The organism is Pseudenterobacter timonensis, assembly GCF_900021175.1.
Lineage (GTDB): Bacteria > Pseudomonadota > Gammaproteobacteria > Enterobacterales > Enterobacteriaceae > Enterobacter > Enterobacter timonensis.
In genome coordinates this window covers 1401403-1414015 of sequence record NZ_FCOP01000011.1, presented here as the reverse complement: position 1 = coordinate 1414015, position 12613 = coordinate 1401403, and the positions used below count along the sequence as shown (strand labels likewise).

The 12613-nt window shown below is 57.4% G+C and carries 13 protein-coding genes; 1 reads left to right on the top strand and 12 read right to left on the bottom strand.

The genetic code is table 11. The annotated features are described in order from the left end of the window. Window positions 1–123: 123 nt before the first annotated feature. The 6 genes from ycfP to hinT are packed head-to-tail and all read right to left on the bottom strand — an operon-like array spanning window position 124 to window position 3936. Window positions 124–666, bottom strand: a complete 543-nt coding sequence (gene ycfP, locus BN3796_RS12965) for an alpha/beta hydrolase YcfP (RefSeq protein WP_061708738.1) — start codon at window positions 664–666, stop codon at window positions 124–126. Between the two features lie 32 nt (window positions 667–698). Beyond that, a complete protein-coding gene (gene nagZ, locus BN3796_RS12960) occupies window positions 699–1724 on the bottom strand; it encodes a beta-N-acetylhexosaminidase (RefSeq protein ID WP_061708737.1) in 1026 nt (341 codons plus the stop codon). A gap of 22 nt (window positions 1725–1746) precedes the next feature. Next, entirely contained in the window at window positions 1747–2559 is an 813-nt protein-coding gene (thiK, locus tag BN3796_RS12955; protein ID WP_061708736.1) for a thiamine kinase, read from the bottom strand. Then, the gene (gene lpoB, locus BN3796_RS12950) at window positions 2540–3187 is read right to left on the bottom strand and encodes a penicillin-binding protein activator LpoB (RefSeq protein WP_148381804.1); all 648 of its coding nucleotides are present in this window, start codon (window positions 3185–3187) and stop codon (window positions 2540–2542) included. Before lpoB ends, thiK begins: the two co-directional genes overlap by 20 nt. A 13-nt stretch (window positions 3188–3200) precedes the next feature. Beyond that, window positions 3201–3575, bottom strand: a complete 375-nt coding sequence (locus BN3796_RS12945) for a YcfL family protein (RefSeq protein ID WP_061708734.1) — start codon at window positions 3573–3575, stop codon at window positions 3201–3203. 1 nt (window position 3576) lies between these two features. Next, window positions 3577–3936, bottom strand: a complete 360-nt coding sequence (hinT, locus tag BN3796_RS12940) for a purine nucleoside phosphoramidase (RefSeq protein ID WP_061708733.1) — start codon at window positions 3934–3936, stop codon at window positions 3577–3579. A 332-nt stretch (window positions 3937–4268) separates the two neighbouring features. Here hinT and fhuE point away from each other — a divergent pair, with 332 nt between their 5' ends. Further along, a complete protein-coding gene (fhuE, locus tag BN3796_RS12935) occupies window positions 4269–6461 on the top strand; it encodes a ferric-rhodotorulic acid/ferric-coprogen receptor FhuE (protein WP_061708732.1) in 2193 nt (730 codons plus the stop codon). A 112-nt stretch (window positions 6462–6573) separates the two neighbouring features. On the opposite strand, the gene ptsG is transcribed toward fhuE, so the two are convergent. From ptsG to pabC, 6 genes are all read right to left on the bottom strand, one after another. Next, the gene (ptsG, locus tag BN3796_RS12930) at window positions 6574–8007 is read right to left on the bottom strand and encodes a PTS glucose transporter subunit IIBC (protein WP_061708731.1); all 1434 of its coding nucleotides are present in this window, start codon (window positions 8005–8007) and stop codon (window positions 6574–6576) included. A 286-nt stretch (window positions 8008–8293) separates the two neighbouring features. Continuing rightward, on the bottom strand, window positions 8294–9088 hold the full coding sequence (locus tag BN3796_RS12925) for a metal-dependent hydrolase (protein WP_061708730.1): 795 nt from the start codon (window positions 9086–9088) through the stop codon (window positions 8294–8296). Window positions 9089–9098: 10 nt separating this feature from the next. Beyond that, complete coding sequence (holB, locus tag BN3796_RS12920; RefSeq protein WP_061708729.1) at window positions 9099–10103, bottom strand: DNA polymerase III subunit delta'; 1005 nt, start codon at window positions 10101–10103, stop codon at window positions 9099–9101. Continuing rightward, window positions 10100–10741 carry a dTMP kinase gene (tmk, locus tag BN3796_RS12915; protein WP_061708728.1) on the bottom strand — a complete coding sequence of 214 codons (642 nt, stop codon included), beginning with the start codon at window positions 10739–10741 and terminating at the stop codon, window positions 10100–10102. The genes holB and tmk overlap by 4 nt, the downstream gene beginning before the upstream one ends. Then, the gene (yceG, locus tag BN3796_RS12910) at window positions 10731–11753 is read right to left on the bottom strand and encodes a cell division protein YceG (RefSeq protein ID WP_061708727.1); all 1023 of its coding nucleotides are present in this window, start codon (window positions 11751–11753) and stop codon (window positions 10731–10733) included. Before yceG ends, tmk begins: the two co-directional genes overlap by 11 nt. A 2-nt stretch (window positions 11754–11755) precedes the next feature. Then, window positions 11756–12565: an aminodeoxychorismate lyase gene (gene pabC, locus BN3796_RS12905; RefSeq protein WP_061708726.1), complete on the bottom strand. Its 810-nt coding sequence runs from the start codon at window positions 12563–12565 to the stop codon at window positions 11756–11758. Window positions 12566–12613: the final 48 nt, after the last annotated feature.

Sequence of the window (12613 nt, the reverse complement as noted above, 5' to 3'; positions counted from 1 at the left end):
CGGCGCATTGGTCATACCAAAATTGATATGAATCAAGTTTTGATGACTACATTTTAGACAAATCGCAAATAAAAAAAGCCCGGTGCGCTTGCGTCACCGGGCCTGAGGAGAGGCTAAAAGGGGTTAACCCAGCGTTTTAAACGCTTTGATACGCTGCAGGTGCGGCGAGATATTTTTGAATTTGTGGGTCTGCTCTTCGTCCCAGACTATCTCATAGTACGGGTCCAGCAGCTCCGCCGCGCGATGGCTGTCGAGCGCCTCGTCGTAACGGGAGAGGATCACCATGCAGCGATCGCGATTCTTCTCCCTGAAGTTGCTTACGCACTTGGTGGCGATATCCGCATACTCTTCCGGACGGTCGATCTTGCCCTCCATGTTCTCGTTAGGGAACAGATTCGGGTTAAAGACCACCTGCCGGATGTCGCATAAAAAGCCAATACGTTCTGCCCAGTATCCACCGAGGCCAACGCCACAGATAAGCGGACGCTCGTCGATATTAAGCTGCAACATCTTGTCCACCTCCTTCAACAGATGCTGCATATCGTGCTTCGGATGGCGAGTGCTGTAGCTAATCAGACGCACATCGGGATCGATAAACTGCAGCTGAAGCACTTTCTCATGGTTACCAGGACTATTAGAGTCAAAACCGTGTAGATAAATAATCATCGTATCCTCACCACCCTACAACTTACGAAAAATTACAGGCCTGCTTTATGTGCCTGCCAGCGCTCATGAAGCGTCTCAAGCCGGGCGTTCGCCACCTTCCAGCGTTCAGAACTCATCAGCTCCTGACGGCTAAATGAACCTGTATGATACAATTGTGTAACACGTTCAGCCTTGATCGGCGACAGGTTATCCAGCACGCTCACCGCCCCCTTACGATTATTGCAGACCAGGATCATATCGCAACCCGCCTCCAGCGACGCCTGCGCGCGCTCGGCATAACTGCCCATGATCGCGGCCCCTTCCATGGAGAGATCGTCAGAGAAGATAACCCCGTTAAAGCCCAGCTCCTGGCGCAACACCGTTTTCAGCCAGTAGGCGGAGCCGCTGGCCGGACGCGGATCGATTTCGCTGTAGATCACATGCGCGGGCATGATGGCGTCGAGCTTATTGTCACGAATCAGGCTCTGGAAGGGGAGCATATCGTGGGCGCGGAGGGTGGCAGCCGGACGCGGGTCGGTGGGCGTCTCCTTGTGCGAGTCGGCGGTGACGGCGCCATGGCCGGGAAAGTGTTTGCCGGTGGTTTTCATCCCGGCGGCGTGCATCCCGTCGATAAAGCGCGTCGCGATGGCGAGCGCGATAGCCGGATCGGCATGATAAGAGCGCTCTCCGATGGCGGCACTGATATGGCCCACATCCAGCACCGGCGCAAAACTGATATCGATATCCATGGCGATCATCTCGCTCGCCATCAGCCAGCCCGCCTCTTCCGCTAAATCCCCCCCCTGCTCAATGCCGCCCAGTTCAGCGAAAGACTGGGCGGCGGGCAGGCGGGTAAAGCCTTCACGGAAACGCTGCACGCGGCCGCCTTCCTGATCCACGGCGACCACCAGACGGTTGCGCGAAGCCGCGCGGATCTGCCGCACCAGCTCGCGTAGCTGCTCAGGATCGTGGTAGTTCCGGGTAAAGAGAATTAATCCACCCACCAGCGGATGCGCCAGAATCTCGCGCTCCTCCGCATCCAGTTCATACCCTTCCACATCCAACATTACCGGACCCACACGAACCTCTCTTATCCTTTTATTAGAACTGACGCCAGATCTCATCCGCCAGCGCCTTAAATTGTTGATCGCCCGACTGCGCCAGGCGCAGCTCGTACCAGCCGGCCATCAGCATCCTGACCCAGGGCCGCCAGCGCGCCACCTGCAGGAGCAGCGCAGGCGCGGCAAGGGCTGTTGTCCGGGCGTAAGCCTCCACCAGCGCGCGGCGCGTCGCTTCCGTCTCCATCCAGACCGCGGCAAGTTCCAGAGCGACATCACCGTCGCCCGCATACTCCCAGTCGATAAGCCTGACCCCTTCCGGCGTGTGCACCACGTTGCCTGCATGAACATCCATATGCAGCGGCGCCAGTCGCAGGGGACGCGGCTCGCCCCGGTGGCGTAAGCGTTTAAGCTGCGCCAGCCAGAGGGGAGTGCGTCGTCCGGGTGCCGCCTGCTGCCAGTACTGCTCCAGCAGCGGGAGCAGCGCTACCCGCCAGCCCAGTCGGGGTTGACGGTGCAGATGATACAACATCGTGGCAAGGGTTTGCGCATCGGGTAGCACGCTTTTCGTTTCGCCCGCCAGATAATCCACCGCCATCCAGCCGCCGCCAAAAAAACGCGGAGTCGGAACAAGCGAAGCAGGCAAGCTCCGCAGGGCATGGTACTGACGACGAAACAGAAAAGCGGGCGCGCGGGGATCATGGTGCTGACGCAGCACCAGCCGGTGCGTTCCCTCTTCGATAATGCAGCTTGCGCCGCTCAGCCCGGTATGGGGCTGCGGCGCAAGCAGACGGTAGTGCGGAAAATATCGCGCGACGAGCTCGTCACGCGAAAGATTACTGCTGTTGAACGGCACCTTTACCTGACCAGATAATCTCGCCGGTCTGCACCAGCATGAGCTGCATCTGCAGCGACGGAGCGTTGACGTTGCCGGAGGCGCTGGAGTAAAGCACATACTGCGCGCCAACGTTACGGGCAATACCGATCGCCTTGCTGCGGGTGCCGAGGCTATCCTGCGGCGAGAGACCCAGCTGCTGCTTCGCCACCGCCAGCTGCTGCGTGGAGACTAAGGTGAATTTACCGTTGTTCGCCAGCGCGCTGCGCAGGGTTTCCGTGGCTTCGCCAGCGTTCAGCGAACCGTTAGTGCGGTTATTGACGCTATCAACCAGCAGAACGCTGCCGGCAGAGACGCCCTGGGCCTGCAGCATTTTATCTACCATCGGCTGCATCGCGCCGTTCCAGTCGTAATGACGAACGCGCGGTTCAGGCTGGGCGGGCGGCTCCTGATGCTCAATCGGCCCCGGCTGTTCAGGAACGGTCGGCACAGTCGGCACGGTTGGCACCGGCTGAGTCGGCTGTACCGGCTGCGTGGTTCCCGGCTTCGCCTCGTCCACCGGCGCGGGCGGTTGTTCGGTTCGCGTCACACATCCTGCAAGAAATAGCGCCAGCGCGGTAACCAGCGCATAACGGCTCATGTTATTAATCAAGGTTCACCCCTTAAAGATAAAGATAAAGTCTGACCTTATGCGCACCCAGAGAGTTTGCGCTGCCATAAAGTGTTACCGCCGATTTGGCCGGAATGGTCACCCTGCGCGGTTTTTCAAGAGGGTGCATCTCCAGGCCTCGTCCGTCGTACCAGAAAAAGCGATAGTTGATGGTGACGGGCTCCGCTCTTTCGTTATAGAGCGTCGATGACGCCGTCCGCTGGATTTCGCTGCGCGTCATCTCCGGCGCGTCGGCCGTCACGCCCGCCGCCAGCACCGAGGACTCCATCACCAGCGTCTGGTCTTCGCTCACCGGGATGGCCGGACGCGAACTGCATCCCGCCATCAGCATTGCCAGCGCCAGAAACGCAACGCCCCTTTTGTGCATCTCAAAGACCTTTATGTGACAGCATCGGTCCCAGCGGTCGACCGCCCAGCAGATGCATGTGAATATGATAGACTTCCTGCCCGCCGTGACGGTTACAGTTCATGATCAGACGATAGCCATCCTCTGCAATGCCTTCCTGTTCGGCAATTTTTGCCGCTACCGTTACCATACGGCCCAGAGCCATTTCATGCCCGGCGGTGACTTCGTTAACGGTCGGAATAAGGATATTAGGAACAATCAGAATGTGTGTAGGCGCCTGCGGTGAAATGTCGCGGAAAGCGGTGACCAGCTCATCCTGATACACAATATCCGACGGGATTTCACGGCGAATAATTTTACTGAATATGCTCTCTTCAGCCATGACGTTTTCCTTTTTTATGTTATCTGGCGAAACGTGACCGGTTTAACTTACTCCCGGTGACACAATAAAAGAGTATGAGCGACTTTCTCTAATCCTTTCAACCTTATCCCTTTAATTCTTTAGTTAATGAGTTGAAGCTGGTCGCACAATAACCACCCACCCTCTTTTTCCCGGGCTTCAGGCGCCTGTTTAGGTCTGAAACATCTGTTTACAGCGCTAATAACAATGCGTATATTTCGCATTTGCATTTACACGCGCATTTCAAAAATAGAGAAACGGTAGCCCGGATCCGGGACTAGCGCTCACCTTCACATTTCATTAAGGGTTTGATGATGTCTTTCATTAATCACACCAGGGATGGGCAACGTCAGCCAGCCGCCACGCCTTCGTTGCTGGCTGCCTGTATTGCCATGGCATTGATGCCGACCGTAACGTTCGCCGCACCGACAGAAGAGACAGTTATTGTAGACGGCTCCACCGGCACAGACGCCACCGTCGATGAAAAGCAGGACTACAGCGTCAAAATAACCTCAGCCGGCACAAAAATACAGATGGTTCAGAGGGATATTCCCCAGTCCGTTACCATCGTCAGCGAGCAACGCATGGAAGATCAGCAGCTCCAGACGCTGGGTGACGTCATGGATAACACCATGGGGATCAGCAAAAACAGCGCCGATTCAGAGCGTGCCAGCTACTACTCGCGCGGATTTGAAATCGATAACTACATGATCGACGGTATTCCTACCTATTTCGAATCCCGCTGGAATATGGGCGACGCGCAGTCAGACACCGCCCTTTATGAACGCGTTGAAGTGGTGCGCGGCGCGACGGGCCTGATGACCGGTACCGGCAACCCTTCCGCCGCCATTAACATGGTGCGCAAACATGCCACCAGCCGCGAGTTTACCGGCAACGTCTCGGCAGAGTATGGCTCCTGGAACAAGCAGCGCTACGTGATGGATATGCAGAGCCCGCTCACCGCGGATGGCAACGTGCGCGGCCGTATCGTGGCGGGCTATCAGGATAGCGACTCCTGGCTTGACCGCTATAACCAGAAAAAAACCTTCTTCTCCGGTATTGTGGACGCCGATCTGGGCGATTCAACCTCCCTCTCGGCGGGTTACGAATACCAGCGCATTGATACCAACGATCAGACCTGGGGCGGCCTGCCGCGCTGGAATACCGACGGCAGCCTGAACCACTACGATCGCGCCCACAGCACCGCGCCGGAGTGGGCCTATAACGACAAAGAGTTCAATAAGTTCTACGCTACCCTCAAGCAGCGCTTCGCCCAGAACTGGCAGGCGACGCTAAACGCCACCCATACGCAGGCCAAATTTGACAGTAAAGCGATGTACCTGGATGCTTACGTGGATAAAAGCACCGGAATGCTGGTCGGCCCGTACGCCAGCTACGGCCCGGGTTATGACTACGTCGGCGGTACCGGCTGGAACAGCGGCACACGTAAAGTGGATGCGGTGGATCTCTTTGCCGACGGCGGCTACGAGCTCTTTGGCCGCCAGCATACCGCCATGATTGGCGGCAGCTACAGCCGTCAGACCAACCGCTACATCAACACCTGGGCGAATGTCTACCCTGATGAGTTTGGCAGCTTCTATGACTACGAAGATGGCCGCTTCCCAGAAACCAACTGGGGCCAGCAGCTCGTCGCGCAGGATGATAAAACCTATATGAAGTCGCTCTATGCGGCGACCCGCCTCACCCTTGCCGATCCGCTGCACCTGATCCTCGGGGCGCGCTATACCAACTGGCGCGTGGATACGATGAGCTATGGGATGGAGAAAAACCACACCACGCCGTATGCGGGCCTGGTCTACGACATCGACGATAACTGGTCAGCCTACGCCAGCTATACCTCTATCTTCCAGCCGCAAAACTATCGCGACAGTTCGGGCCGCTACCTCACGCCTGTTACCGGCAATAACTACGAGGCGGGGCTGAAATCCGACTGGATGAACAGCCGCCTGACCACCACCCTCTCCGTCTTCCGTATTGAGCAGGATAACGTGGGGCAAAGTACCGGTCGGGTGATTGCGGGCTCAACCGATATCGCCTATGAAGAGGTGGACGGTACCGTCAGCCGCGGCGTGGAGTTCGAACTGAACGGTGCACTGACTGACAACTGGCAGATGACCTTCGGCGCAACGCGCTATATCGCTGACGACAGCGACGGCAACGCGGTGAACCCTTACCTGCCGCGCACCAGCATCAAGCTCTTTACCCGCTATCGTCTGCCGGCTATGCCTGCACTGACCGTTGGTGGCGGCGTGAACTGGCAGAACCGCGTTTACAGCGACGTCGTTACCCCTTACGGCACCTGGCGCGCGGAGCAAGGCAGTTACGCGCTGGTGGATCTCTTCACCCGCTACGAGGTTACGAAGAATTTCTCCCTGCAGGGGAATATCAACAACCTGTTCGACAAAGCCTATGACACTAACGTACAGGGTTCACTGGTCTACGGCGAACCGCGCAGCGTAAGCGTAACGGCAAGCTATCAGTTCTGATTACCCGCCCCGCATCAAGGGAGCCAGCTGGCTCCCTTTTTTATGGCGCTGACCGGCCAGAGGGCAATAAAAAAGGCAGCCATTCGGCTGCCTTAGTCTCCCCGATCACCACTTAGTTGTTGCGGATGTACTCATCCATTTCGGTTTTCAGGTTATCGGACTTGGTGCCGAAAATAGCCTGAACGCCGGAACCTGCAACAACCACACCAGCCGCGCCGAGCTTTTTCAGCCCCTGCTGGTCAACTTTCGCCACATCCGCCACGCTTACGCGCAGACGAGTGATACAGGCGTCGAGGTTAGTGATGTTCTCTTTACCACCAAATGCGGCAACCAGTGCAGGAGCCATTTCGCTGGTCGCGCCCGCTTTGCTGTCTTCGGTCGCATCTTCACGTCCCGGCGTTTTCAGATCCAGCGCTTTAATCAGCACGCGGAAGACAACGTAGTAGACGATGGCATAGCAGATGCCCACGATCGGGAACAGCCACAGTTTGCTGCTGTTACCGGACAGAACGATAAAGTCAATCAGGCCGTGGGAGAAGGAGGTACCGTCACGCATACCCAGCAGGATACAGATCGGGAACGCCAGACCGGCCAGAATCGCGTGAATGATGTACAGGATCGGCGCAACGAACATGAAGGAGAACTCGATCGGCTCGGTAATACCGGTCAGGAACGAGGTCAGCGCTGCGGAGATCATGATACCGCCCACTTTTGCACGGTTCTCTGGTTTAGCAGAGTGCCAGATTGCGATCGCCGCAGCCGGCAGGCCGTACATTTTGAACAGGAAGCCACCAGAGAGTTTGCCCGCGGTCGGGTCGCCCGCCATGTAGCGCGGGATATCGCCGTGGAACACCTGGCCTGCGGCGTTGGTGTATTCGCCGATCTGCATCTGGAAAGGTACGTTCCAGATATGGTGCAGACCAAACGGCACCAGGCAGCGCTCGATGAAGCCGTAGATACCAAACGCCACAACCGGGTTCTGGTAAGCAGCCCACTGGGAGAAGGTCTGGATTGCAGTCCCGATCGGCGGCCAGATGAAGGAGAGGATCACGCCAGTGAAGATCGCCGCCAGACCAGAGATAATCGGTACGAAACGCTTGCCCGCAAAGAAGCCCAGATACTCAGGCAGCTTAATGCGATAGAAGCGGTTGAACATGTACGCTGCAATCGCACCGGAGATGATACCGCCAAGCACACCGGTATCAGCCAGATGTTTCGCCGCGATTTCATCAGCAGATAAATGCAGAACCAGCGGTGCAACGACCGCCATGGTTTTCACCATGATGCCGTAAGCGACAACCGAGGCCAGCGCAGACACGCCATCGTTATTAGTGAAGCCCAGAGCGACACCGATAGCGAAGATCAGCGGCATGTTCGCAAAAACAGAACCGCCGGCTTCGGCCATCACATGGGAAACTACGGCTGGCAGCCAGCTGAAGTTAGCAGAACCGACGCCCAGCAGGATACCTGCGATAGGCAGTACGGATACTGGCAGCATCAGCGATTTACCGACCTTTTGCAGGTTAGCAAATGCATTCTTAAACATAATTGAGAGTGCTCCTGAGTATTTGTGCTTTTTTACGCTTTTCACGCATTGGCACGGGGGGAGAACCGCGCCGTGGACAGGACATCTAAGCGCCCTTTATTTATTACACAGAGTAAAATAATTCTCTTAAACTTTGTTTGACGGCTATCACGTTTCAGCCTGAGCTGTGTAAAAAACTTTCGTTTTTTTACAAATTTTGCATCAAAACTGCCCGTCACCGCCCCAAATGAGGCGGTGAACTTTACTCGCTTTATCTATTAATTACGAGCCAAAAAAAATGTCTCTCTTACAGAGACTGCAGGCGGGCAGGATCGATATGGAACAGCCGGGCAAAGTTATCCGTAGTGACGCGCGCCAGCTCTTCAGTGCTTACGCCCTTCAGAACGGCCATATAGTCCGCCACGTCCCGCGTCATGGCGGGCTGGTTCTCTTTGCCCCGGTGCGGCACCGGTGCCAGGTACGGTGAATCTGTCTCGACCAGAATACGGTCGAGAGGCACATAGCGCGCGGCCTCGCGCAGCTGTTCTGCATTACGGAACGTCACGATCCCGGAAAAGGAGATATAGAATCCCAGATCGAGCAGTTTTCCCGCCGTTTCTCTGTCTTCTGTGAAACAGTGTAGTACGCCACCGCAATCCGTCACCTTTTCCTCCCGCAGGATCGCCAGGGTATCTGCCCGGGCGTCACGGGTATGCACAATAACCGGCTTGTTAAACTCGCGCCCGATGCGGATATGGTGACGGAATGACGCCTGCTGCAGCGGCTTTGTTTCCGGCGTGTAGTAGTAATCCAGACCCGTCTCCCCCAGGGCCACGACACCGCTCTCTGCCGCCAGACGGCGCAGATCTTCGACGTCATACGCCTCATCCTGGTTGAGCGGATGCACGCCGCAGGAGAAGACCACGTTGTCACGCACGCCCACCAGCTCGCGCATGGCGCGATAGCCCGGCAGCGTAGTGGCGACCGCCAGACAAAATTTCACATCGCGGGCGGCGGCTTTCGCCAGTACGTCGTCTACATCTTTATGCAGCGACTGATAATCAAGGCCATCGAGATGGCAGTGGGAGTCTACTAAAAACATTCGATTTCTCTCAAAGCGAGGTAACAGGCAGCGTTACGCCTGATTGCAGGTCATGTTCGATACGCAGCAGCTGGTCCGTCAGCATGAGTTCGCGATTCAGTCCCGTCACCGTCAAAAGCTGTTCACGGCAGCGGCAGAGGTGATGAAGTATAGCGCCCAGCGCCGCGCCCGGCAGGCGATTCGCCAGCGTATTGACTAACAGCCAGACGTCGGGATTGCCGATAAGGGTCGCGCCCTGCTGCAGTTTAAGCGCATCCAGCAGCAGAGAAATGAGCCAGCCCAGCCGCGCCGGAGCCTGCTCATGGTTAAGTACCGGCAGCAGCTCTGTCCATTCACCGCCCTCCAGCACCCGTCCCAGAGCCGTACAGAGCGCGGCGCGCTGCGACCAGATTTCCGGCTGCAGAAGAGCCAGCGCCGCAGCGGGCGCCCCGCCACTCAGACGCAGCGCGGCTAACGCCTCGTCCTGTGACGCTGTCACTTCTCGCTGCAACCAGCTTAACGCCCATGTCTCCTGCGGCACGGCCAGATGATGAAGACGACAGCGGCTGCGCAGCGTCGCCAGCAGTCGTCCTGGCTCCTGGCACGACAGGAAGAACCAGGTCTTCTCCGGCGGCTCCTCCAGCGTCTTCAGCAGAGCGTTCGCCGCCGCTTCGGTCAGCAGGGCCGCATCGTTAAGCCATACTACCTTTGCCCCGCCAAGACGGGCGTGCTCGTAGAGCTTTTCACTCACCTCGCGCACCGCATCAATACCGAGCGTGGTTTTCCCTTTTTCCGGCGCCAGCGCGTAGTAGTCGGGGTGAGTCCCCGCCTGCATCAGCTGGCAGCCGCGGCATTTGCCGCAGCTTTTATGCCCCTGCGGCTGCTGGCACATCAGAAAGCGGGTGATGGCGTAAATCAGCGCATCGTCCCCCATGCCAGGGAGCGCCTGGACCAGTAACGCATGATGTCCCCGACCGGCCTGGTAGCTGCTAATCAGCTGTTCAAAGTGCGGACGCAGCCAAGGGTACCATTTCATGCCGTCTGCTCCCTGAGCCAGCCGGTGACCGTCTCCTGAATGGCATGGGTGACCTCTTCCAGCGAGCGGGTGGCATCAATAGTGCGAATGGAGCGATCCTGTCCAGCCAGCTCAAGATAACGCGCGCGGGTGCGGTTGAAGAAATCGAGCGACTCCTGTTCGATACGATCCAGTTCTCCGCGGGCGCGGGCGCGTTTAAGCCCCACTTCCGGCGTCACGTCGAGGTAGAGCGTCAGATCGGGGCGGAAATCGCCCAGCACCGCATCGCGCAGCGTCGCCAGCATCTGCTGGTCAATACCGCGACCTCCCCCCTGATAGGCCTGGGTAGAGAGATCGTGCCTGTCGCCAATCACCCATTTTCCGTCGGTCAGCGCCGGTTTGATCACCGTCTCCACCAGCTGTACGCGAGCGGCGTAGAAGATCAGCACTTCAGCTTTGTCGACTATCGCCTCGTCGCCAACCGATTTGATATCCAGCACCAGACTTCGCAGTTTTTCCGCAAGCTGCGTGCCGCCCGGCTCGCGGGTAAATTCGATGTCGCTGATGCCCGCCGCCCTGAGCGTGTCAACCACGACATTGCGGGCGGTGGTTTTTCCGGCGCCTTCCAGCCCCTCGATGACAATGTACTTACTGCGCATTTTTTTCCTTAAGTGCCTTCAGATACTCCTGCACGGAGCGATTGTGACCGGCGAGGTTGGTATTAAAGGTATGCCCGCCCTTCCCGTCAGCCACAAAATAGAGATACGGGGTTTTGGCGGGATGCGCGGCGGCATCCAGCGAAGCCTGGCTCGGCGTGGCGATAGGGCCAGGCGGTAACCCGCTGATGGTGTAGGTGTTATAAGGTGTCGGCGCTTCCAGATCCTTGCGTGAAATCTTACCGTTATAATTCTCACCCATGCCGTAAATCACCGTCGGATCGGTTTGCAGACGCATCCCGATGCGCAGACGGTTGATAAAGACCGAGGCCACGCGATCGCGCTCTGCGGCCACGGCCGTCTCTTTTTCAATGATCGAGGCCATCGTCACGAACTGGTTTTGATCTTTATACGGCAGCCCCTCCATCCGTTTCTCCCATGCCGCATCCACCGCTTCGACCATTTTCTTATGGGCGCGCTTAAGGATAGCCACATCGGTTGTACCGGCGGTGTACATCCAGGTATCGGGCCAGAACCAGCCTTCCACCTGGTCAGGATGGTCAAATTTCAGCGCCTCAGCCACCGTCGCGTAGTTATCATCCTTCAGGGTATGTTTGATATACGGCGCATCGCGTAGCTGCTTCAGATAGTCGCTAAGACGCATCCCCTCCACAAAACGCAGCGGGAACTGGGCCTCTTTACCGCTTTCAAGCAGCTGTAGCATCTCGCGCACGGTCATCCCCGGCGTCAGGCGATAGGTTCCCGCCTTAAAGTTCGACAGCTCCGGCTCGACGCGTAAAAGCCACTGAAAAACGCGTGGACGATTGATGATCTTATCCTGATAAAGTTTATCGCCAAGCGCCAGACGCCCGGTTCCCGCCTTCAGGGAGAAGATCGTCTCCTCTTTAATTAAAATTTTACTGTCCGCCAGGTGACGGACCTTCCACATCCCCACGCCGCCTGCAATAACCAGCACGACAATGAGAAGAAGAACTACGCGCAACATTTTTTTCATGACTATCGGGTTTGCTCACAGAGAGGGGCTAAAAACGAATAGAGTTCACGCGATGCCCAGCGCATTTCGCCCCAGGCCCGCACCGGAACCACGGGCATCAGGGCGTTACAGACGATCGCTTCGTCGGCATCCAGCAAGGCGCTCTCATCCACGCTAACTTCGACAACGCGAAAGCGCGAGCGTGCCAGCTGCTGCAGACAAAACTGGCGCATTATGCCATTCACGCCTGCCTGGTCCATTCTCGGCGTAAAAACATCCTCACCTTTGCGCCACAGTAAATTAGCCGCACAGCATTCCGTAACCACCCCTTCGCTGTCAAGAACCAGCGCCTCATCCGCGCCTGTCTGCTCAAGATGAGCGCGAATCAGCACCTGCTCAAGCCGGTTGAGATGCTTAATACCCGCCAGCGCCGGATTACGACCCAGCCGCACCGGACTGGTGGCGAGCGCTATCCCTTCGCTGCGCCAGCGCGCATAATGGGCAGGCAAGTCAGAAATGGAAAGAATACGTGTTGGCTGCAGGCAGGCGGCGCCGCTGTAGCCACGTCCGCCGACTCCGCGGCTGACAATCGCCTTCAGAACGCCGCTCCGTTTTTCTGCTGCGAGGGCGATCATTTCCCGGCGCAGACTCTCCCCGTCACTAAAAGGGATCATCAGACGTTCGCAAGCGTCCTGCAGCCGCCGGAGATGGGCCTCCAGCAGACACACCTCGCCGTCGGCAATACGCGCCGTAGTAAAACAGCCGTCGCCAAACTGCGTCGCCCTGTCCCCTGCCGGCAGATGTTCCTGTTGTTCACCATTAATTAAGAACATGATGGCTCCTTCTGCATGGCTGGGTAGTTTGTCAGGATGAGGAGTGCG